The sequence below is a fragment of the Oceanospirillum sp. genome (assembly GCF_048265165.1).
In the GTDB taxonomy this organism is placed as follows: domain Bacteria; phylum Pseudomonadota; class Gammaproteobacteria; order Pseudomonadales; family Halomonadaceae; genus Oceanospirillum.
The window spans coordinates 13,760-37,111 of record NZ_JBLXCD010000007.1; the positions used below are offsets into that span (position 1 = coordinate 13,760).

18 protein-coding genes are annotated in these 23,352 nt (G+C 53.1%); 4 read left to right on the forward strand and 14 right to left on the reverse strand.

The window, feature by feature from the left end:
- Positions 1–3: 3 nt before the first annotated feature.
- The 14 genes from ureG to queG all read right to left on the reverse strand — a co-directional run bounded on the left by ureG (position 4) and on the right by queG (position 17,559).
- Positions 4–651 carry an urease accessory protein UreG gene (ureG, locus tag ACN0R8_RS13075; RefSeq protein WP_417598128.1) on the reverse strand — a complete coding sequence of 216 codons (648 nt, stop codon included), beginning with the start codon at positions 649–651 and terminating at the stop codon, positions 4–6.
- A gap of 62 nt (positions 652–713) precedes the next feature.
- Positions 714–1,442: an urease accessory protein UreF gene (locus tag ACN0R8_RS13080; protein WP_417598130.1), complete on the reverse strand. Its 729-nt coding sequence runs from the start codon at positions 1,440–1,442 to the stop codon at positions 714–716.
- Positions 1,432–1,977 carry an urease accessory protein UreE gene (gene ureE, locus ACN0R8_RS13085; RefSeq protein ID WP_417598132.1) on the reverse strand — a complete coding sequence of 182 codons (546 nt, stop codon included), beginning with the start codon at positions 1,975–1,977 and terminating at the stop codon, positions 1,432–1,434. The genes ACN0R8_RS13080 and ureE overlap by 11 nt, the downstream gene beginning before the upstream one ends.
- A 33-nt stretch (positions 1,978–2,010) precedes the next feature.
- On the reverse strand, positions 2,011–4,110 hold the full coding sequence (gene ureC, locus ACN0R8_RS13090; RefSeq protein ID WP_417598134.1) for an urease subunit alpha: 2,100 nt from the start codon (positions 4,108–4,110) through the stop codon (positions 2,011–2,013).
- 12 nt (positions 4,111–4,122) lie between these two features.
- Positions 4,123–4,425, reverse strand: coding sequence for an urease subunit gamma (locus ACN0R8_RS13095; protein WP_417598136.1), 303 nt, complete (start codon positions 4,423–4,425; stop codon positions 4,123–4,125).
- 81 nt (positions 4,426–4,506) lie between these two features.
- Complete coding sequence (locus tag ACN0R8_RS13100; protein ID WP_417598138.1) at positions 4,507–5,433, reverse strand: urease accessory protein UreD; 927 nt, start codon at positions 5,431–5,433, stop codon at positions 4,507–4,509.
- A gap of 212 nt (positions 5,434–5,645) precedes the next feature.
- Complete coding sequence (urtE, locus tag ACN0R8_RS13105; protein ID WP_417598140.1) at positions 5,646–6,353, reverse strand: urea ABC transporter ATP-binding subunit UrtE; 708 nt, start codon at positions 6,351–6,353, stop codon at positions 5,646–5,648.
- Positions 6,350–7,195: an urea ABC transporter ATP-binding protein UrtD gene (urtD, locus tag ACN0R8_RS13110; protein WP_417598142.1), complete on the reverse strand. Its 846-nt coding sequence runs from the start codon at positions 7,193–7,195 to the stop codon at positions 6,350–6,352. The genes urtE and urtD overlap by 4 nt, the downstream gene beginning before the upstream one ends.
- Positions 7,192–8,370: an urea ABC transporter permease subunit UrtC gene (gene urtC / locus ACN0R8_RS13115; protein ID WP_417598438.1), complete on the reverse strand. Its 1,179-nt coding sequence runs from the start codon at positions 8,368–8,370 to the stop codon at positions 7,192–7,194. The genes urtD and urtC overlap by 4 nt, the downstream gene beginning before the upstream one ends.
- 11 nt (positions 8,371–8,381) lie before the next feature.
- Positions 8,382–10,007, reverse strand: a complete 1,626-nt coding sequence (gene urtB, locus ACN0R8_RS13120; protein WP_417598144.1) for an urea ABC transporter permease subunit UrtB — start codon at positions 10,005–10,007, stop codon at positions 8,382–8,384.
- 198 nt (positions 10,008–10,205) lie between these two features.
- Positions 10,206–11,492 (reverse strand): urea ABC transporter substrate-binding protein, encoded by a 1,287-nt coding sequence (gene urtA, locus ACN0R8_RS13125; RefSeq protein ID WP_417598147.1) that lies wholly within the window; start codon positions 11,490–11,492, stop codon positions 10,206–10,208.
- Between the two features lie 216 nt (positions 11,493–11,708).
- The gene (locus ACN0R8_RS13130) at positions 11,709–12,650 is read right to left on the reverse strand and encodes a response regulator (protein WP_417598149.1); all 942 of its coding nucleotides are present in this window, start codon (positions 12,648–12,650) and stop codon (positions 11,709–11,711) included.
- Positions 12,647–16,207, reverse strand: coding sequence for an ATP-binding protein (locus tag ACN0R8_RS13135; RefSeq protein ID WP_417598151.1), 3,561 nt, complete (start codon positions 16,205–16,207; stop codon positions 12,647–12,649). Before ACN0R8_RS13135 ends, ACN0R8_RS13130 begins: the two co-directional genes overlap by 4 nt.
- Positions 16,208–16,437: 230 nt before the next feature.
- Entirely contained in the window at positions 16,438–17,559 is a 1,122-nt protein-coding gene (gene queG, locus ACN0R8_RS13140; RefSeq protein ID WP_417598152.1) for a tRNA epoxyqueuosine(34) reductase QueG, read from the reverse strand.
- A gap of 284 nt (positions 17,560–17,843) precedes the next feature.
- Here queG and ACN0R8_RS13145 point away from each other — a divergent pair, with 284 nt between their 5' ends.
- The 4 genes from ACN0R8_RS13145 to mutL all read left to right on the forward strand — a co-directional run bounded on the left by ACN0R8_RS13145 (position 17,844) and on the right by mutL (position 23,299).
- Complete coding sequence (locus ACN0R8_RS13145) at positions 17,844–19,364, forward strand: NAD(P)H-hydrate dehydratase (RefSeq protein WP_417598153.1); 1,521 nt, start codon at positions 17,844–17,846, stop codon at positions 19,362–19,364.
- Positions 19,354–19,827: a tRNA (adenosine(37)-N6)-threonylcarbamoyltransferase complex ATPase subunit type 1 TsaE gene (gene tsaE, locus ACN0R8_RS13150; protein ID WP_417598155.1), complete on the forward strand. Its 474-nt coding sequence runs from the start codon at positions 19,354–19,356 to the stop codon at positions 19,825–19,827. The genes ACN0R8_RS13145 and tsaE overlap by 11 nt, the downstream gene beginning before the upstream one ends.
- A 123-nt stretch (positions 19,828–19,950) precedes the next feature.
- Positions 19,951–21,234: an N-acetylmuramoyl-L-alanine amidase gene (locus ACN0R8_RS13155; protein ID WP_417598157.1), complete on the forward strand. Its 1,284-nt coding sequence runs from the start codon at positions 19,951–19,953 to the stop codon at positions 21,232–21,234.
- Between the two features lie 106 nt (positions 21,235–21,340).
- Positions 21,341–23,299 (forward strand): DNA mismatch repair endonuclease MutL, encoded by a 1,959-nt coding sequence (gene mutL, locus ACN0R8_RS13160; protein ID WP_417598159.1) that lies wholly within the window; start codon positions 21,341–21,343, stop codon positions 23,297–23,299.
- Positions 23,300–23,352: the final 53 nt, after the last annotated feature.

Consider the following 23,352-nt stretch of genomic DNA (forward strand, 5'->3'; position numbering starts at 1 on the left):
GTGTTAAACCACGGCTTCAGCGGGTGGAATCGCTTTTGATTCCAGCATGCCTTCGGTAACGATAAACTGAATGATCTGATCCAATCCCTGAGCCTGCTTCAGGTTAGAGAAAACAAAGGGACGGTCACCGCGCATCCGTTTTGCGTCCCGGTCCATCACCTCAAGTGATGCCCCCACAATTGGTGCCAGGTCGGTTTTGTTGATAATCAGCAGGTCAGATTTGGTGATCCCAGGGCCACCTTTACGGGGGATTTTGTCACCTGCAGATACATCGATCACATAGATGGTCAGGTCGGAGAGTTCAGGGCTAAAGGTGGCGCTCAGGTTATCACCACCGCTCTCCACAAAGACCACATCCAGTGCACCGTGGCGCTCAACCAGCTGGTCGATGGCCGCCAGGTTCATGGAGGCATCCTCACGAATGGCGGTATGGGGGCAGCCACCGGTTTCCACACCCAGAATCCGATCAGCATTCAGGGCTTTATGCTCGGTGAGAAATTTCGCATCCTCTTTGGTGTAAATATCGTTGGTTACTACAGCGATCTCATAGTGATCCCGCAGTGCGGCACAGAGCGAGCGTAGCAGGGCCGTTTTACCGGAGCCCACCGGGCCGCCAACGCCGACCCGCAGTGTCTGTTTTGGTTTTGTCATGACGTATCCTCGTGCTTAATTTCTTATCGTGAGACGCTTTCCGGGCTGATAGTGAACAAGGATCAGGAGCGGAAGAGTCGTGAATACATATGTTCATGTTGTGAGCTGGCGATGGCTAAAGCGGGTAAGCCTGCGCCAATCTCCTCTTCAGCAATAAGTTCTGCCTGTTCGATGGCGGTCTCCAGCTCCGGTTGTAGGGCGACCAGCAGCTGTTGTGCCTGCGTCTGCCCCAGAGGCACCAGTTTAGTCGCTGCCGCGATCTGGTTTTCCAGCCAGGACCAAAGAAAGCCATTGGCTGCTGCCCGGTAGGGGATCTGCCACAGCGATGCCGCTAAAGCGAACAAACCGATAAAGCTTACCGGCTCACCTTTGCTGAAGGGCTGGGACATCTGCAGACTGTTCATCAGGCGCATCAGGGCTTCGCCCATGGCGGTATCGGTCAGGGTCAGTTCATGGGTTTCCCGGCAGGCCAGTGTCAGCTCATTAATGCGCTTCAACTCTTTGATATACTTCGAATCGGGCCAGTTCTCTTGGGCACAGGCTTGCATTGAGAGCCGCAGCAAAGGAAGATCAGTACCGGAAAGGCTCAGATGTAGCTGTTCCCGCACCCAGTGTTCCACTTGATCGGCCTTGCGAATCCAGCCCGCTTCAATGGCGTATTCCATGCCGTGGGAGAAGGCGTAGCCACCCACCGGCAGACTGACCGAAGCCAGATGCATCAGGCGCACCAGACTCAGACCGGTCAGAGCTGGCGCTATTGGTTCAGAGACGTTAACCGGCTCAGTGTTCATGGGAATGCTCGTGGCTGTGCGAGTGTTCTTGGCTATGTCCATGATCATGACTGTGCGAATGGTCGTGGCTGTGTCCATGATCATGGCCGTGGGAATGTCCGCCCAGACCCTTGAAGTAGGCACCATTCTCCGGCACAAACACCGCTTCGGTATGCACGATGGTTAACTCCAGCAGTTCCAGCATCTCTTCCAGCACATGATCCGGTGTAATGCGCAGCAAGCGCTCCCCCACCTGTAATTTCACATGACGGTTGCCCAGGTGGTAACAGGCGCGGGCAAAGGTGTGCCAGTCATCACAGCGGGCTTCGGTTACCGGCTCGACCGCTCCTTCCACCTGCACAATTTTGCCGCAGTGGGATTTCAGATACTCACCCACCTGAAGTGCTGTGCCCCGTTCCAGAAACACCCGAACCTCTTCGCCGTCGGTACTGGTGAGACGAAGGCGACCACGATCCCGTTGTTCGTGATTCAGGGTCACCGTAGCGTAAATCGGGCCTGCTTTTTCGGTGCCCAGGCGTTCGTAAATCTCAAGCATCTTGGTGCTCCTTTAAGAATTTTCCGGGCGGCATCAGAACAGGTTAAAGCGCTGAGCTAATGGCAGCTCCGTTGCTGGCTCACAGGTCAGCTGTTCACCGTCGGCACGTACCTCATAGGTTTGTGGATCAACGGTGATATCCGGCTGCCAGTTGTTCAGTACCATGTCATTTTTACTGATGTTGCGGGTGTTGCCACAGGCCACCAGTTCACGGTTAAGCCCCAGCTTCTCTTTCAGGCCGTTATCAAGAGCCGCTTTGGAAACAAAGGTGACCGAGGTTTGGCTGGCGGCTTTGCCGTGGGCGCCAAACATCGGGCGATAGTGCACCGGCTGGGGTGTCGGAATGGAAGCGTTCGGGTCACCCATAGGGGCGGCTGCGATCATGCCGCCTTTGATAATCATCGAGGGCTTAGTGGCGAAAAAGGCCGGTTTCCAGAGCACCAGATCCGCCAGCTTGCCCGGCTCAATGGAACCCACTTCATGGGAGACACCGTGTGTGATCGCTGGGTTGATGGTGTATTTGGCGATATAGCGACGGGCGCGGTAGTTATCGCAACCGACTTCCTGGTCTTCCGGCAAGAGACCAAACTGGGTTTTCATCTTATGAGCCGTTTGCCAAGTGCGGGTGACAACCTCTCCGACACGCCCCATCGCCTGGGAGTCAGAGGAGATCATGGAGAAGGCACCGCGATCATGGAAAATATCTTCAGCAGCAATGGTTTCCTTGCGGATACGGGAATCGGCAAACGCCACATCTTCAGGAATCGAGCTGTCGAGATGGTGACAAACCATCAGCATATCCAGATGCTCATCCACGGTATTAACCGTGTAGGGCCGGGTCGGGTTAGTGGAGGAGGGCAGTACATTGGGATAAGCACAGGCACGGATAATATCCGGTGCGTGGCCGCCGCCTGCTCCTTCGGTGTGATAGGTGTGGATCACGCGGCCTTTGAAGGCACCTAGAGTGTCATCAACAAAACCGGATTCATTCAGGGTATCGGTATGGATCGCCACCTGCACATCGTATTTCTCTGCCACCGTCAGACAGCAGTCGATGGATGCTGGAGTTGTCCCCCAGTCTTCATGCAGTTTCAGGCCACAGACACCGGCCTCCAACTGTTCTTCCAGTGCCTCTGGCTGTGAGGCGTTCCCCTTACCCAGAAAACCCAGGTTCATCGGCATATCGTCGGTACTCTGCAGCATTTTACCGATATACCAGGGCCCCGGTGTACAGGTGGTGGCATTGGTGCCGGTGGCGGGCCCGGTGCCGCCGCCGATCATGGTGGTTACACCACTCATCAGGGCTTCTTCGATCTGCTGCGGGCAGATAAAATGAATGTGAGCATCGATGCCTCCGGCGGTCAGGATAGAGCCTTCACCGGCGATCACCTCGGTACCCGGCCCGATCACGATATCCACGTTAGCCTGTACATCCGGGTTACCGGCTTTACCGATGCGCACAATACGTCCGCCTTTAATACCCACATCACCTTTAACGATGCCCCAGTGATCCAGAATCAGAGCATTGGTGATCACCAGGTCCATTGCGCCTTCGCTGCCGTCAGAAGGTTCATTCACCTGTTGGCTCTGACCCATGCCGTCGCGGATCACCTTGCCGCCGCCAAACTTCACCTCATCCCCATAAACGGTGAAATCTTTCTCTACCTGAATCCAGAGGTCGGTATCACCGAGCCTGACCTTGTCTCCCACCGTTGGGCCGAACATCTGGGCATAGGCGGTGCGATCCATGGTAACGGATGAGGTTTCACTGCTGGCATCGGTGCTGCTGTGATTTTCAAGGGGGCCCATCACGTCACCGCGGAATCCATAAATGGTTTTGCTGCCGGCAAACTCCACCAGTTGAACGTCACGACCCTGACCGGGTTCAAAACGTACAGCGGTGCCTGAGGCGATATTCAGGTGAAAGCCTTTGGCGGCCTCGCGATCAAAACTCAGTGCCGGATTGGTTTCCGAAAAATGGTAGTGGGAGCCCACCTGAATCGGCCGGTCACCGGTATTTGCCACCCGAAGGGTAATCACTTTGCGGCCTTCGTTGAGGGTGATCTGTCCTTTTGCAGCCTGGACTTCACCGGGAATAAAGAGGTCAGACGTATGGGAATCCTTAGCGGTCATGATGATCTCTCCTTAGCAGATAGGCTGGTGAACAGTGACAAGCTTGGTGCCGTCGGGGAAGGTGGCTTCTACCTGAACCTCATGGATCAGTTCCGGTACGCCCTCCATCACCTGATCGGCATTCAGCAGGGTTTTGCCGTAGCTCATTAGCTCGGCTACGGTTTTACCGTCCCGGGCTCCCTCGATAATCTCCATGGTGATAAAGGCGATGGCCTCGGGATAATTCAGCTTCAGCCCCCGATTCAGGCGACGCTCAGCCAGCAGGGCTGCAGTAAAGATCAACAGCTTATCTTTCTCTCTTGGCAGTAGTTCCATAGTGACCTCTTGCAATTTGACTCTGGATAGACAGGTAATTTTGTTATTCGCCTAAGGCGCTATTTGGCCGAAAGCTTAAATTCAGGTGGCCCATATCCTCGGTTCACAGGCGCTCCGATTGAGCAGTTCAGGGCGAATCTGTCGCCAGCATTCGATAAAGAGTTTGCGGGCTTTTTCCGAGCAGCGGCCCAGATATCGCACCATCAGAAAGCCGTGATTCAGGGTGACACCCGCGAGAAAATCATCATCCAGGGCTTTGTGCTGTGCGCAGCACTCACGCAAACGGTGAATCAGGTTCTCCAGCCGGGTTTCATCATCGTCTATCGCAACGTCAAAAGAGGGTGCGTCGAACGGCCCGGCTACCATCATGGAGGTGATCGGGTAACCCCTCAGACCTGCCAGACTTTGCAGCATGCCGTTATTCTGCTGATCGCCATCCACCACCAGGCGCTCCCTCAGACAGAGTTTGCCATCGCGAAAAATCTGCAGGTTTTGCTTCATCAGACTGCCGGGGGAGAAGGGTTGTTGGCAGGCGGGCAGGCCCAGGCTGGTGATCTCCCAGCCGATATAGCGGGCGCTGCCGCTCAGATGAACCTGGGTATCCAGCTGCGTTTGGGCTCCGGGGTAGATAATGCCTTCCAGTGGCAGCCATTCGAGGGTGGCATTATCCGCCAGATCAAAGCGTAATATCTGATGCTGCAGGCTTTTATCGGCCCGGGCTTTATAGACCCGACCGGCTCCCGGCGTGGTGATAAGTGTTGAGGCGTGCTCGTCCACATCGGCAGAAATGGTCAGGGTATCGCCTGATACCATGCCTCCCGGTGGATGCAGCAGATAGAGATGCGCCAGGTTGCGCCCTTCCGGGTAAAAGGGTTTCTGCACATATAGCGGGCCCTTATGCTCACAACCTTTCAGTACTGATCCACGGGGTGTACGAGCCAGTTTAAGCATCAGTCGGGCTTCCCAATGGGAAGCCTGTTTCTGTGTTGTGATTACGGGCTGGTTCATAAGGTGCCTGCTTTATGGTTGCACTATTATGGTGCTTTTTTATTATGGATAGATTTCTTGGTGCGCTGTTTTTGTTCTATAACTATCTGTTTTTATTGATTTTTATATTTTTAAAGCGCGTTGATAGCCGTTTGTTGTTACCTATTGATGCAATAATGCGGCCAAAAGTGAAGACACTCTAAAGCCGCGCTAAGCTTTGAACCTTCTATGTCCTAAACCGCCAGATACTGTCGGATCAGTTCATCATTGAGATTGGCCATTTTGTCGCTGGCGACGACACGACCTTTTTCCATCAGACGAAACTCTTTGCCCACCCGGCGGGCAAAGCCCAGTTTCTGCTCCACCAGAATCACGGTTAGTCCCTCCTCTTCATTGAGCTTGAGGATCACATCACCGATCTGTTTAACGATATTGGGCTGAATCCCTTCGTTGGGCTCATCCAGAATCAGCACCTTGGGTTCCAGCACCAATGCGCGGCCTATGGCCAGCTGCTGCTGTTGGCCTCCGGACAGGTCGCCACCGCGGCGGTGCAGCATCTCTTTCAGCACCGGGAACAGTTCGAAGATCTTTTCCGGTATCTCCCCTGTGCTATCGCCGGTTCGGCTTTTACGCACCGGCAGGCCGATACGCAGGTTCTCTTCCACGGTGAGCATGGGGAAAATATCCCGTCCCTGTGGTACATAACCGATGCCGCCGGGGGCACGGTTTTCAGCGCTTTGGGTGTGCAAGGGCTTGCCATCCAGCAGAATTTCGCCACTTGAGATCGGTAACAGTCCCATCAGGCATTTCAGCAGAGTGGTTTTGCCAACACCGTTACGACCCATAATGCAGGTGCAGGAGCCAGCTTCGATATCCAGGTTCAGATCCCACAGAATCTGGGTTCCACCATAGAGCTGGTTAACGTTATTAATGGCGATCATGCTTCTTCCCCCAGATAAACTTCGATCACATCTTTGTTGCTCTGTATCTGATCCATGGTGCCTTCGGCCAGTACCGACCCCTGATGCAGTACGGTGACGGTACGGGCGATACTGCGCACAAATTCCATATCATGCTCCACCACAATAACGGTGTGCTTACCCGCCAGAGACTGGAGCAGCTCCGCGGTTCGTTCGGTCTCTTCTGCGGTCATACCCGCGACAGGTTCGTCGATCAGCAGCAGACGGGGCTCAGCCATGAGCAGCATGCCGATCTCCAGCCACTGTTTCTGGCCGTGGGAGAGTGAACCGGCTGCCATAAAGCGCTGTTCTTTCAGGCCGATAATTCCCAACACATGATCGATACGGTCGATCTCGCTGGGGGTGAGCTTAGCCATCAGAACCGATAGGACGCGTTTGCTGGTCTTTAAAGACAGCTCAAGGTTGTCGAATACCGTATGGGCCTCAAACACCGTAGGCTTCTGAAACTTACGTCCGATCCCCAGTTCTGCAATGGCCGGTTCCTGGTGTTCCAGCAGGTTGTGGTTCTGGCCAAAATAGACACTGCCTGAATCCGGTGTCGTTTTACCGGTAATGACATCCATCAGAGTGGTTTTCCCCGCTCCATTAGCGCCGATCAGGCAGCGTAGCTCGCCATCATTGATGTACAGGTTGAGATTATTCAGTGCTTTAAAGCCATCAAAACTCAGGTTGAGATCTTCCACATAGAGAATCATTTGATGGGAGACATCGATGTTTTTTTGACGTGGCATCAGGAAGGGCCAGACCTGATCGCGCCGCATCAGCTCTTTGCCACTCTCTTTTAGTTGGGTCAGGTTGCTCATGGCTGAACCTCCTCAGGCTGATGGTTTGTATTAGACGCATGCTGTTTTGACGGTTGGTTGCTGCTTATGACACGTTGCTTAAATTGGTCATAAACACCCACCAGCCCTTTCGGCAGATACAGGGTAACCAGTACAAAGAGCGCACCGAGGGCAAACAGCCAGCCGTCCGGCATGATGGCGGTGAAGCGGGTTTTGGCGTAGTTCACCAGCAGGGCACCGATAATGGCACCGATCAGCGTGCCGCGACCACCAACGGCAACCCAGATCACGATCTCGATGGAGTTGATGGGAGAGAACTCGCCGGGGTTGATAATGCCTACCTGAGGCACATACAGCGCCCCGGCAATGGCTGCGATCACCGCCGAATAGACAAACAACCACACCTTATAGGTGTCGGTGCGATAACCCAGAAAGCGGGCACGAGCTTCTCCGTCCCGAATGGCAACGACGACCTTACCGAGGCGGGATTTCATGATCCAGCTGCTGGTGATAAAAGTCAGGGCGAGAAGCACGGCGGTGGTGATAAACAGGCCGATGCGGGTGCTGTCCGCCTGCAGATCGAAACCCAGCAGATCTTTAAAGTCCGTCAGGCCGTTGTTACCGCCAAAACCCATCTCATTACGAAAGAATGCCAGCATCAGCGCATAGGTTAGTGCCTGGGTCATGATGGAAAGGTAAACCCCGGTCACCCGTGAACGGAACGCGAGCCAACCAAAGATATAGGCCAGAACACCGGGCACCAGTAACGTTATCAGCATGGCAAACCAGAACTGATCCATGCCCAGCCAGAACCAAGGTAGCTCTTGCCAGTCGAGAAACACCATAAAATCCGGCAGTTCTGGGTGACCGTACACACCGCGGTCACCAATTTGGCGCATCAGGTACATACCCATGCCGTAGCCGCCTAGGGCGAAGAAAGCACCGTGCCCCAAACTCAGAATGCCGCAATAACCCCAGATTACATCCACCGCCAGAGCCAGCATGGCGTAACTGAGGTATTTACCCAGCAGTGTGATGCTGTAGGTGCTGACATGCAGCGCCGAGGACTCTGGCAACAACAGGTTAGACGCGGAGGCCAGAGCTGTGACGACAAACAGAATGATGACAAAAGGAGCGACACGGCCACCAGGTTGCCCTCGGTCTTTAAATAGAGGATTAAACAGGGATTGCATCATCGTTGAGGTACTCATTCTGCAGCCCTCCCTTTTTGCGGGAAGAGGCCTTTAGGGCGCTTCTGAATAAAGAGGATGATAAAGACCAGAACCAGAATACTGGCCAGAACCGCACCGGTAACCGGCTCCAGGAACTTATTGGCGATACCCAGTGAGAAAGCCGCTACCAGGGTACCGAGAAGATTGCCGACACCACCAAACACCACCACCATAAAAGAGTCGATGATGTAAGCCTGTCCTAGATTCGGACCGACATTGGTTAGTTGGCTGAGGGCTACACCGGCGATTCCGGCGATTCCGGAACCCAGACCAAAGGTCATAGCATCAACCCGGGCGGAACGAACGCCCATGGCCCGGGCCATATTGCGGTTCTGGGAAACCGCCCGCACATTCAGACCCAGATTGGTTTTTTTCAGAATCAGCTGTAGCAGAAAGAAAACGATCAGGGCGAAGGCCAGAATATAAAGCCGGTTCAGCGTCAGAGAGAGCACAGGGTTGATTTCCAGTGAGCCACTCATCCACTCCGGCGATGCTACCTGCCGATTCAGGGGGGAGAAGATGGTACGAACCAGTTGCTGTAAAATCAGACTGATACCAAAGGTTGCCAGCAGGGTTTCCAGTGGACGGCCATGGAGATGCCGAATAACGCCACGCTCAATTGCGATACCCATCAGGCCCGAAACTACGAAGGCGGCAGGAAGTGCAACCCATAGCGAGTACTCAATATGATTCGGCATCAGCAGCTGAACCACATAGGTGGTGTAAGCCCCCAGCATAATCATCTCACCGTGGGCCATATTGATGACCCCCATCACACCGAAGGTGATAGCCAGACCGATCGCAGCCAGCAGTAGAACCGAGCCCAGGCTCAGGCCGAAAAACAGTTGATCGATAAAGGCGTAAAACTCGATTTTGTCTTCAATGCTCACCAGAGCTTTTGCCGCCGCTGCGCTGACACTTTTATGATAATCAACGTGCTCCGGTGACATGGTGGCATAGCGGTTCAGCAGATTGCGGACATCATTTTCCAGACTACCTTCCAGAGTTTTGATGGCGTTCAGTTTATCCACAGCCTCAGGTGCACTGCTCAGCTTGTGGATCGCCAGCGCCAGATCCATCATCGCTTTAACACTTATGTTTTCTTCAACAAGGCGGCGCTCGCTGATCATGGAAACTGTGTCGGCATCCAGGTCAGCCAACAGGCTGCGTACGGCACTTTCCCGCACAGAGGCCGAATCTGATGCCAGCTGCAAACGGGCAATCGCCCCTCTGAGGTAGCTGCGAAGTCTGTTGTTGACCCGAATCTTTTTGATGGCTCTTTTATTCAGCGCAGGAATCACCTCGCCATTGAGCATGCGGACAAATTGACTTTCTCCGTTCAGCTCATTAACAGCAATCACCTGTCGGTCTGCTTTAATGTAGTAGAGATCACCGCCGAGCATCGCCTGAAAAATCGGCAGCACGCGGTCGGAGCCTGTGGCTTCAAGTTGTTCCAGCACAGGGATCGCCTTGGTCAGGCTCTTTTCGGTCAGTTCAGCCAGCAAAGGCTTAACCGTGGCAGAGCTGGCCTGAGCGGATTGGGTCAGGCCAAAACTCAGACAGACGCTGAGCAAAGCACAAAGGGTGAGAAATCGTTTCACAACAGGACTCCAGAAAAACGGCGGTCACTTTTCCTTATTGCCTTAGGTTTTCCTGCTGGTTCATCGGTGTTCGGGAAACGATGAAGGGTAGAGGAAAGGCTGAAAAATGACCGCGAAAAGCCTGAAATCCTTGTGAAGAGCAAGGATCTCAGGAGCTACCGCAGCACTGCTCCTAAGGAGCAGTCAGTGAGGAGAGGGTTAGTAGTTCTGACCGGAGCAGGTACGGGTCACAACGTTGTAGTTGCCGCAGGAGATCGGTGCCGTCCAGTCCGAGATCAGATCTTTGGAACCCGGCAGGAAGTCAGACCAAGCGTCACCAGGTACAACCCCTTCGGTCTCCCAAACGACTTCAAACTGGCCGTTATCCTGAATTTCACCGATCAGAACCGGTTTGCTCAGGTGGTGGTTTTTGTTCATCTTGGCAGTACCACCGGTCAGGTTAGCTGTTGTCTGGCCGATCATCGCCTGCTCGACAGAATCAACATCTGTGGTGCCTGCTTTCTGTACTGCCTGAGTCCACATTTTGAAGCCAATATAGGTCGCTTCCATCGGATCATTGGTGACTCGTTTGTTATCACCGATAAAGGCTTTCCATTTTTTAATAAAGGCTTCGTTCGCTTCGGTATCCACGCTTTGGAAATAGTTCCAGGCGGCCAGGTGGCCAACAAGCGGTTTGGTATCGATACCGGAAAGCTCTTCTTCACCGACGGAGAAGGCGACAACCGGGATATCTTCAGAGGAGATGCCCTGGTTGCCCAGTTCTTTGTAGAAAGGCACGTTGGCATCGCCGTTGATGGTGGAAACCACCGCGGTCTTTTTACCCATGCTGCCGAACTTGCTGATATCGGAAACAATGGACTGCCAGTCGGAGTGACCAAAAGGTGTGTAGTTCACCATAATGTCTTTTTCGGCCACACCTTTAGATTTCAGGTAGGCTTCCAGGATTTTGTTGGTGGTACGGGGATAAACATAGTCGGTACCCGCCAGTACCCAGCGTTCCACTTCCAGCTCATCCATCAGATAGTCCACCGCTGGAATCGCCTGTTGGTTTGGCGCCGCGCCGGTGTAGAAAACGTTTTTGGAAGATTCTTCGCCTTCATACTGAACCGGATAGAACATCAGGCCGTTCAGTTCTTCAAGAACCGGCAGAGCGGATTTACGGGAAACAGAGGTCCAGCTGCCGAAGATTACATCAACCTTCTCTTTGGTCAGCAGCTCACGGGCTTTTTCAGCAAACAGCGGCCAATTAGATGCCGGGTCAACCACGACGGCTTCCAGTTGTTTACCCAGTAGACCACCTTTTTTGTTTTGCTCTTCCACCATCATCAGAACGGTGTCTTTCAGTGTGGTTTCACTGATTGCCATCGTACCGGACAAAGAGTGCAGAACACCCACCTTAATGGTATCTGCTGCCAGTGCACCAAAACTCACCAGACTGGTTCCCATTGCCAGAGCAACACCTGCAACCATAGTTTTCATTTTCATGCTGTACCTTCCCGTGCCAATCAAAATGTTGGGATGCTTAAAAGCATCTTCTGAAGTTGATTCGATTATTGGCTAAGGCACACAGATGCGGTATGGGGAGGATGACGCACCGGGGTACGTCATTTGACGTAGTTGGCTTAAAGTGCCTCATCGGGGACATTAATGTACCTATGCGCCCTTAATGTGCACTTATAGGAACATTAAGCAGTTAAGTATTCAGCCCTCGGCGTGTGTCAGCTCTTTCAGTGCTACAGCGGCGGCTGAGGTTCGGTTTTCCACACCCAGTTTGGGGAAGATCTGCTCAAGGTGTTTGTTGACGGTTCTGGGACTCATCTCCAGAATTTCGCCGATATCGCGGTTGGTTTTGCCATTGGCGATCCAATAGAGCACTTCCGATTCCCGCTCTGTCAGCTGTAAGGCCTGTTTGAGCAGAGCAGCTCCGGTGGGGCGCTCACCGTCCAGTAGCTTGAGCAGGATATCGCCGTTGCTCTGATGGCTGACAAGGCGCACGGTCAGCTTGTAATCCAGATCGGTCAGGCGTAACTGATGATCCGGTTCCGGCTGATGGTTGAGCCAGTGATTAACCTGGGGTGTGAAGTGCTGCTGCAGCCAATGTTCATCGGCACGGGCTTTGGCCAAAAGGCCGTAAGACTGCGGTGTAGCCCACTGAATGGTGCCGCTTTTATTGACTGTCATCAGGTGCTGACCGGTGCTGTCCAGAGCGGACTGTGCGCTATTGGTCAGTCGGGCATTGGTCAGATGCACCTTCATCCGAGCGAGCAATTCATGGGGGTTGATCGGTTTCACCAGATAATCTACCCCTCCGGCTTCCAGCCCGCGTACGACATCATCGGTGTCGTTCAGGCCTGTCATAAAGATCACGGGAATAGCAGCCAGCTCTGGGTCTGTTTTGATCTGTCGGCAGGCTTCAAAGCCGTCCATGTGCGGCATGATGGCATCCATCAGAATCATATCCGGCTTCATCTTGCGGGCGATATTCAGCGCCTGACGACCCTCCAGAGCTACCAGTACATCCATGCCCGCATCTTCCAGTGCATCATTGATCAGGCTGAGGGCATCCGGCGAATCATCCACTACTAAGATGATATCACTGCGGCTTATGACGGATGATTCCTTTTGCAGGACCGGGAGAGTCATTGTTGAAGCTCCTTGTTATTGTTGTTGCTGTTGGGGGATTCCGGTCCACTCAGATCCTGGGTCAGTTTTGTCGCCAAGTCCGGAAAGCGGAAGCTATCCGCCAGCTGTTTGTAGTTGTCGTATTGGCTGGCGCTGATTTCACTGCGGAGTTGTTCCAAACACCGTTGAACGCCTTTTTTATAGCCCATCTCGGCAAAGGCTTTTAGTTCATGCAGTAGCGGATGATCACATAGAGGATTGCTCCCGGATTCGTCAGCAGCTGGCGGGACGGGCTGCGGTTGTTCAGATTTTTCTTGTGCCCCCTGTTCAGATTTTTTTAATTCTGGGCTCTGAATTTGAGCGTCTTCCGCCTGATAAACCCATTCCAGATCCAGCTGTTCACCGAGGCGTTTCAGCAGGACGCTGTTGCTGACGGGTTTCACCAGATAGTCGTTAAAGGCGGCTTTGTATTCCGGGCTGCGGTTATGTTCCTGAGCATCTGCCGACAGCATGACAATGGGCGATTGAATATTTTTCTGGCGCAACCGAGCGGCTAATTCCAGACCATTTATACCAGGCATGGAGATATCCAGCAGAAACAGGTCTGGGGTTCGGTTGCCGGGCAACTCTTCCAGAATACGCAGGCAGTTTTCACCATCATGGGCTTCAAGGATGATAAAGCCCAAGGGCTGCAGAAGATCTGACAGTAGCCCCCGTAAGACCGGGTCATCATCGACAATACAGAGGGTGCGCTGGTATCCGTCGTAGCCGATCAGTTGACGGTTATCCTGAACCGGTTCCGACCCTGAAAGGCTTTGCTCACTGATCCAAGGCAGCATCAGTGAAACCCGAAAACAGCTGCCTTTACCCGGTTCGCTCTTATGCTGCAGGTCGCCACCCATGATATCGGTGAGCAGACGAACGATAGTCAAGCCAAGTCCGGTTCCCGGTAGCTGAGCGGTATCGTAATTTCTGACCCGTTCGAAGGGATCAAATATCCGGCTCAGGTCCGATTCTGAGATGCCGGGCCCTGTGTCTTCAATGGAGAACTCCGCCACCTGATTCCGGTATCGGACCTCGAATACCACCTGACCACTCTGGGTATATTTCACCGCATTGGAGAGCAGGTTGATCAGAATCTGACGCAGGCGTTTTTCATCGGTAGAGACCCACTGGGGGAGCGGCCCCTGTATCCGGCAGTGAAAGCGGATGTTTTTCTGACTGGCCTGCATCTCAAACATGGCAGTGAGCTGGTCAATCAGTTGGGGCAGGTTCACCCGTCCCTTAAACAGATCCAGACGACCCGCTTCAATGCGGGATATATCCAGCAGTCCCTCAATCAGGTCGGTCAGGTATTGCCCGCTTCGCTGAATAATTGTTAGTCCGTTCTGGTGGCTTGCGGGAGTATTCGGTTTATCCGACAGAAGTTGGGCGTAACCCATAACCGACTGCAGCGGCGTTCTCAATTCATGGCTGATACCGGTCAGATAACGGCTTTTAGCGTCGTTGGCCCGCTCAGCCAGCTCTTTGGCCTGTTGCAGAGCCAGATCGGTTTCTTTGTGCGCGTCGATCTCCCGGGTAAGTTTCCGGGTCTGACGGTTAGATTCTTTCTGAGCAACCACCCGGCTTTCATGGGCCAGCAGGAAAAGCCAGGAGATAACCCCAGATGCGATCAGCAGGGTAAAGAAAAGTGTCCAGATTGTCTGGGTTAACAGCAGTGTTTCACCCAGTGTCTTAGGTGTCATCTGGCGATAAATAACAGCCAGCAAGGCTGCATTCATCAGGTTAACAGTCAATAGGATACCGACAAAACGCCCGAGTCGTGAGTTAATCTGCCGAACCAGTTTGCGGGGCAAAAACAGGGATAAAAAGTGAATCGCCTGTCGGGAAACCCTGGCGTGGGGTTTACAGCTGTCCATACAGCGCACATCCAAGGTGCAGCACAGGGAGCAGATCGGCAGGGCATAAGCGGGACAGTAACTCATATCTTCGTTTTCAAAATGGTTCTCGCAGACACCACACTGAAGCAGAGTGTGCCCATGAGGTTTACCGGCAGATGTTGTGTTGTCTGAGGGCGTTAGCATGAGTTCCGGTGATGTGCGGGCCAGATAGTACTTACCTCTGGTGATAAAGGCGATCAGAGGCGCAGAGATAAAGCAGGTCAGCAGGGTAATAAAGTGGCTCAGGCTCTGGCTAATGTCACCAAAAAAGCCAAGATAGCAGAGGATACCTGACAGCGTTGCCAGCATCATGGACCCGACGCCAACGGGATTGATATCGTAGAGATGGGCCCGTTTAAACTCTACATAGGAAGGGCTTAATCCAAGGGGCTTGTTGATCAGAAGATCGGCGGATAGGGAGCCCAGCCAAGCTACTGCTACAATAGCAAAAATGCCAAGAATCGCTTCCAGGGCCTGATAGATGCCCAGCTCCATCAGCAGTAGTGCGATGGTGACATTGAACACCAGCCAGACCACGCGACCGGGGTGTGAATGAGTCAGGCGGGAGAAGAAATTCGACCAGGCGATGGAGCCCGCATAGGCATTGGTGACGTTGATTTTCATCTGGGAGATGATCACCATTAGTGCCGCCAGCACTAATGACAAACCGTCGGAGTGGGTCAGGTAGTAAAAGACTTTCTGGTACATATAGGTCGGGTCGGTTGCCTGCTCAAAGCTGACCCCCCGGGTAATGGCGAGATAGGCGAGAAAGGAGCCCAGCAGCATCTTGATCACGCCGGTAAACACCCAGCCGGGACCTGCCATAATCAGCCAGAACCACCAGCGCTTTCGGTTTTCCCGTGTTTTCTCCGGCATAAACCTCAGGTAATCCACCTGTTCGCCAATCTGGGCTGCCATGGCAAAAAATACAGAGGCGGCAGCACCAAACATCAGAATATTGAATTCATCCAGAGGTGGTGCTGATGAAGGGTTATGCAGTTTGGCACTCTCACCGGCATAACTCATCCAGCCGGGCACGGCTCCTGATTCAAAGAGAACCACAACGACCAAAGCTGCGCACTGAAGCAGTAGCCATAGTCCCTGTGTGCCCACCTGAAACTTGCTGATGGCGGTGATGCCATGGGTGACGATGGGAATGACTGCAATGGCACAGATAAAGTAGCCCACCGCCAGAGGCACTCCCAACAGAGCATTCAGCGCTGAGGCGAGAATAACTGCTTCAATGGCAAAAAAGATAAAGGTAAACGAAGCGTAGATCAGCGACGTAATAGTGGAACCCAAATAACCAAAGCCTGCTCCCCGCGTCAGAAGGTCGATATCCAGGCCGTGCTTGGCACTGTAATAGGCGATGGGAAAGCCGGTGATAAAAAACAATAGGCACACCGACAGCATGGCGGTCAGGGTGTTGATAAAGCCATAATTTAACGTTACGGCAGCGGCGATGCCCTCAAGAGCCAGAAAAGCGGTAGCCCCAAGAGCGGTTTGGGCGACCCGCTCAATACTCATATTCCGGGCTGAACGTGCCGTGAAGCGTAGGGCAAAATCTTCTAAGGTCTGGTTCGCAACCCATTTGTTGTAATGGCGGCGTACCTTAAAAACTTTTTGGGATGCTGGCATGTCGGTATCGTCTGGGTTGCTTCGAATCGTCTGGGCTCACGGGTGGTTTTTGGGCCATGAACTTGAAATTGCACCTGTCAGGTGCATTACTCTGTTGGCTTGGTGGTTGCGCACTTTTTTAGGGCGTAGAAGTCCACTCCAATGGGGTATTTGCATCGGATACTGGCCTTGTTGAATCTCTGTCGCAGGAGTCATGCCAGATGGAGATGTGAGGGGAGTAAAAAAGGTCGTTAGTCCGGCAGCGAGGCTTTGTGTATTGCTAAAGCCCACTCGACATGCTCTTTGACCATTTCGGAGTCATCCTGTTGACGACTTATAAGGGCGGTAAGAACGTCAGATGTTGACGGCGCGTTGCCAAGGGCTACGGCGATATTGCGTAGCCAGCGCTCGTAACCGGCCCGGCGGATAGGAGTGCCTTCAGTTTTACTGAGGAAGGTTTCTTCATCCCACAGAAAGAGATCTACTAAGCCTGCGCTGTCGAGGCTGTGTCTGGGTGTGAAATCGGATTCCTGAGTGGGTTTGGTAAATCGATTCCAGGGGCAGACCAGCTGGCAATCATCGCAACCGAAGATACGGTTACCGATGCCGGGGCGGAGTGATTCAGGGATGGATCCTTTCAGCTCTATGGTCAGATAGGAGATACAGCGGCGACCATCAACAACTTTGTCGCCGACAATGGCCTGGGTGGGGCAGGCAACTTGACAGGCGTTGCAGGAGCCGCAGTGATCCTTTGGGTAGGCCGAGTCTTTAGGCAGATCCAGCTCGACCATGACCTCCCCCAGAAAAAAGAAAGAACCTGCCTTGGGGTGAATCACCATGGCGTTTTTGCCGACCCAGCCAAGGCCCGAGCGCATTGCCAGCGCCCGTTCCAGTACTGGAGCGCTGTCGACAAAAGCCCGGTATCCGTAGGGGCCGATTTCCGCTTCGATCTTTTTCGCCAGTTGCGTCAGGCGTTTGCGAATCAGTTTGTGATAATCACGCCCCAGGGCGTAGCGGGAGATATAGGCTTTCTCTCCCTGACTTAGCAACCGTGTGGTTTCCACATCGGCGGGCAGATAATCCATGCGGGCGGTGATCACCGTACGAGTGCCCTCCACCAATTCGTCCGGGCGGCTACGCTTTGTGCCGTGGCTCGCCATATAGTCCATCTCACCGTGATAACCGGCGTCCAGCCAGTCCTGCAGGTGCTGTTCATGTTCACCCAGATCCGGATCGGCAAAGCCAATCTGCTGAAAGCCGAGTTCACGGCCCCAGACTTTGATCTGCTCTCTGAGTTGCTGGCGCATTTGAGATGATAGCGCACTGCTTGTGGGCAATAATTTAAGGTCGGACTGAGAGGTTGGATCAGACATGAAGGAACCGTTTGGTGCTATCTGCAATGTGAGGCCTTATGAGCTTCCCCTGAGACAAATATCTTAAGATGAACCGGGAAACGACTATGGCAGAGATTGCGCTCAGGCTATAATTTAATCATTATTCAGGGCGTCTTTTTCGGCGCTAAGCTTAACGTATCCCCCCGGCAAAACAAGCCGGCACCCTGATATCGAAGAAACCGGAATTCTGACATCACAGAAATAAACCAGATGTTGGCGCTAATATCTGAAGCCATTCACCAACGTTACAGGAATATCGCTAAATGATCGTTTGGCCCTCCCATGAACGTCTATATCGTGCAGAACAGGTTCGTGAACTGGATCGTTTAACTATTGCTGCCGGAACCACGGGATTCGATCTGATGCAGCAAGCGGGGCGAACCGCTTTTCGTCATTTGACCCGCCAGTGGCCTGATACCCGCTCCATTACAGTGGTTTGTGGTGGAGGTAATAATGGTGGGGATGGCTATGTGATCGCAGCTCTGGCAAAGCGTACGATGCGGGTTCAGGTGTTGGCGGTAACGGACCCGAAAACCTTATCCGGTGAAGCTGAGGAGGCCTATCAGTGGGCGCTACAACGTGGTGTGGTGGTTACGCGCTGGCAGCCTGAATCAGTGATAACCGGCCAGGTGGTTGTTGATGCCCTGTTGGGTATTGGCCTGTCCGGCGAGGTTAAGGCACCTTTTGATACGGTCATTGACCAGATCAACAGCTCCGAAAAGCCAGTGTTGTCGGTGGATGTACCCTCCGGTCTGTGTGCGGATCGGGGAATTCCCCTGGGCTGTGCGGTTCAGGCGGATCTGACGGTAACTTTTATCGGCAAAAAAATTGGGCTTTGGACCGGAGAGGGGCCTGCTCTGGCGGGGATTCGTCGTTTTGAACCGCTTTTGGTGCCTGAGTTGGTGCGCGCACAGGTCAGCGAAACAGCGGAGATGATCTCTCAGGAAGATATTGCCCGCCTGATTAAACCCCGGCGCCGCACGGCCCATAAAGGTGATTGCGGACGTATTCTGTTGGTGGGTGGTGATCTGGGGTTTGCCGGTGCCATTATGTTAGCGTCACAGACTGCGGCCCGGTCCGGGGCCGGGTTGGTCAAGGTGATGACCCGTCCGGAGCATGTTACGGCACTGATCAGCCGTCAGCCAGAGTTGATGGTGAGTGGTTTAACGTCAATGCACCAACTGGATGAGTGGCTTGAGTGGTGTGATGTGGTTGTGCTGGGCCCAGGTCTTGGTCAGGGAGGCTGGGGGCAGCAGCTGTGGCAAAAAGCGATGTTGGCGACATGTGCCAAAATTATCGATGCAGATGCTCTGAATCTGATGGCAACTAAACCGGCTTTTATGCAGCAACTGTCTGACAGCGCTAAAAACTGGGTGCTGACACCTCATCCCGGTGAGGCTGCCCGCCTTCTGGAGTGTTCTGTGGCTGAGATTGAACAGGATCGACCGGGTGCCGTGCGAAGAATTCAGCAAAAATTTGGCGGGTCTGTTCTGTTAAAGGGTGCGGGTACTCTGATCTTTGATGGCAACCTGCTGTCGGTAAACAACAGTGGTAACCCTGGCATGGCAAGTGGTGGTATGGGTGATGTTCTGGCGGGGTTGATTGGTGCTCTTCGGGCTCAGGGGCTGTCCGGTTATGATGCGGCGTGTGTAGGGACGCAGGTTCATGGGTTGGCAGCGGATCAGTTAGCGACTCAGTTTGGTGAACGGGGGCTGCTGGCTGCAGATCTGATCCGTCCAATACGGGTGTTACTGAATCCGGAGTGTACAAAAAATGAGTTCTGATATGGTTAATATTCTACTGCCGAATGAGCAGGCTCAGGTGATGTTTGGTGAAAAACTTGGCCGGGCATGCGCCGGAAGTGGTGTTCTCTTTTTGCAGGGAACTCTCGGTATGGGAAAGACCACCATGACCCGGGGGATTTTGGCAGCTTATGGCCATCAGGGTGCGGTAAAAAGCCCGACATATACCCTGGTGGAACCTTATGAGACGGAAATGGCTCAGGTTTACCATTTTGATCTTTACCGCCTTGCGGACCCTGAAGAGCTTGAATATATGGGAATTCGCGACTATTTCGATGAGCAGGCGCTTTGTGTCATCGAGTGGCCGGATAAAGGGGAAGGCATACTGCCTGTACCTGATATTGAGTTGACACTGACAAAGGAGGGTGATGGCAGAGCTGCAGCACTTAAAGCCTATACGGCAAAAGGGGCTGAAATTTTGGCTCAGCTCCGTACAATGCTGTAATCATCCTTCCGATAGAGAATCTATGAAACCGTTATCACTGCCTGGCAAATATTTATGACTGCTTGGAAAAACAGCCCTATACCATCAGGATTGCAGACCTTTATTTTGCTGCTGGTCTGCATAATGACGACTGTCTTCGCCCATGCCGCGAAGATTGAAAATGTGCGTGTTTGGCCTGCTCCTGATCATACGCGTATTGTTTTTGATTTGGATCAGCCTGTCGGGCATAAAGTTTTTAGCCTCAGTGGGCCTGATCGTCTGGTGGTGGATCTGGATAATGTATCCTCAAAAGCGAACCTTGAGACGCTATCACTTAAAGATACGCCGATTGGAAAAATTCGAACTGCAGTCAAGAATCGTACTGGCATGCGGGTGGTTCTGGATCTGAATAGCAAAGTCCAGCCGCGAAGCTTTCTGCTTAAGCCTAACAAGCAGTATGGCGACCGTTTGGTGATTGATCTGGTTCACAGGAAAAAGATTAAACGAACTAAAGTCGTTCGTCAGCTTGCGGAAAACCCCTCTGGTGGTCGCGATATTATTATCGCCATTGATGCCGGCCATGGGGGGGAAGACCCTGGGGCAATAGGCCCTGGTCGGGTACGTGAAAAAACGGTTGTTTTGGCCATTTCGAAAAAAGTTGAATCCCTGCTGAAAAAAGAGCGCGGTTATACGCCGGCTATGATTCGAACGGGGGACTATTATGTAGGCTTGCGTGCCCGTACAGAGAGAGCACGTAAATTCCGCTCGGACCTTCTTGTTTCCATACACGCAGATGCCTTTAAAGATCATCGTCCACGGGGGTCTTCTGTTTTTGCCCTGTCGCAACGGGGAGCTACCTCGGAAACAGCTCGCTGGTTGGCAGATTCTGAAAACAGTGCTGACCTGATCGGTGGTGTTGAAGGTTCTCTGAAGCTGGATGATAAAGACAGAGTATTGGCTGAGGTGCTGCTGGACCTGACGATGACTGCAACCTTGTCGGATAGTCTGAAGGTAGGCCAAAGTGTACTGCGCTCCATGGGGGGGGTTAATAAACTGCATAAACGGGATGTTGAGCAAGCTGGTTTTGTGGTGCTGAAGTCGCCGGATATCCCCTCTATTCTGATCGAAACCGGCTTTATCTCTAACCCCGGTGAAGCAAAGAAACTGCAAAGCTCCAGTTATCAATGGAAAATGGCACGCTCAATCGTTAAGGGCGTAAAAGAACACTTCAGTAAGAACCCGCCACCGGGAACATTGCTGGCATATGAAAAAAGTAAACAGGATCGCCTTTATGTTGTCAGTAGAGGCGATACACTCTCCGGGATTGCATCCCGGAACAGGATTTCAGTAGGTAGTTTACGCAAAGCCAATAAGCTGAGCTCAGACACCTTATATGTAGGGCAGAGATTGCAGATTCCACGCTCCTGACAGCCCGAGACTCAAGCCGAGTATATCTAGCCTGAACCGAATCCTGGTTCAGGCTGTTTTTTTTATAGCCCCGGTGTGTTGGATAAGCAGATAGAAAAGAGTTTATATGAGTAAAATCCATGTCCTGAGCCCTCGGCTTGCCAACCAGATTGCAGCGGGTGAAGTTGTTGAGCGTCCTTCATCCGTTATCAAAGAGTTAGTGGAGAATGCCATTGATGCCGGTGCAACCCGCATTGATATCGATGTGGAGAAAGGCGGCACTAAGCTTATCCGTATTCGGGATAACGGTTCCGGTATTGGGCCGGATGATCTGCCGCTGGCTTTGAGCCGACATGCCACCAGTAAAATTATCACTCTTGATGACCTTGAAGGTGTTCACAGTCTGGGTTTTCGTGGTGAAGCCCTGGCGTCTATCAGCTCTGTCTCCCGGTTGGATCTGACGTCAAGTACTCAGGATACCGGCGAAGGGTGGCGTGTTATTGCTGAGGGGCGTGATATGGCGACCCAGGTCACACCAGCTCCCCATCCGAAAGGCACCAGTGTTCAGGTTAAAGATCTTTTCTTTAACACGCCAGCCCGCCGAAAGTTTATGCGCACTGAAAAAACCGAGTTTGGTCATATTGAGGAGACATTCCGGCGTTTAGCCTTAAGCCGACCGGATATAGCCCTGAGTTTGCGGCACAATCAGAAAGCGATCCACCAGCTGCCAGCAGGAACCCGTCAGGCGGAGCAGGAGAAGCGTCTGGCTTCTCTGCTGGGTAAGAACCTGATGAATCAGTCGTTATATATTGATGTCGAAGCGACCGGGCTTCGGCTTTGGGGCTGGGTTGGATTGCCAACACACTCCAGAAGCCAGGCAGATCAGCAGTACTTTTTTGTAAATCGCCGGGTGGTTAAGGATCGCCTGGTGGTTCATGCCATCCGGCAGGCCTATCGTGATGTTCTCTTTCATGGCCGTCATCCGGTTTTCGTGCTTTACCTTGAACTGGACCCGGCGGTAGTGGATGTGAATGTGCACCCGACCAAGCATGAGGTTCGCTTTCGGGATGGCCGGCTGGTACATGATTTTCTGTTCCGCACTCTGCACCGGGCTCTGGCCGAGGTTCGCCCGGAAGCGGATGGTTCAACCGCGCCCACGAATATGACCCATGCGGGAGTGGCGGGTCAGGAGGTGGCGACAGAACAGCCGATGCAGGATCAGACCGCTATCGCTTTTAGCGACGGTTCAACGTCCGGGATTAGCCCTGCTTCCGACAGCTTTGACCGGAATGGATTTTCAGGTGATCATTCTGCTTTGCCGTATCGCTCTCAGGCTCAGAGTAGCCCGGGTGGTATTTCAGATTACCTGAACAGCTATCAGCAGATCTCTCGCCAGGCTGGCGCGATGCAGACTGAGAACGTGGCGGATTCAGGGGCAGCAATTGAGCCCTGGAATACTGGCGTGGCTCCGCAGAGGCTCCCGGAAGATGACCCCACCGGTGCTCCGCCCCTCGGTTTTGCGATCGCACAACTGCATGGTGTGTATATTCTGTCTGAAGCGAAAGATGGTCTGATTTTGGTGGATATGCATGCTGCCCATGAGCGTATCATCTATGAGCGCCTGAAAACCTCTTATCAGGAGGGAGGGTTGAAATCCCAACCGATGCTGGTTCCTCTGTCGATAGCCGTGAGTCGCAAAGAAACGGATTGCGCGGAACAGCACCAGCATGTTTTTCAGCAACTTGGCGTTGAGCTACAGGTGATGGGGCCCGAGTCTCTGGTGGTTCGTCAGTTGCCTGTCATGCTGATGGAGTCGGATGTGGAGCCTTTACTGCGAGATATGCTGTCGGATCTTTTGCAATATGGTTCCAGTGACCGGATTCAGGCGCATATTAATGAAATCTTTGCGACGATGGCCTGCCATGGCTCCGTACGCGCAAACCGTAAACTAACGTTACCTGAAATGAACGCATTGCTGCGAGATATGGAGCGAACGGAGCGGAGTGGTCAATGTAATCATGGGCGTCCAACCTGGACTCGCCTGACCATGAATGAGCTGGATAAGCTGTTTTTGCGCGGTCAATAAAGATCTTTGCGCCCGACGGACCTGTCCCCGAATAACTCATAATAAGTAGAGTT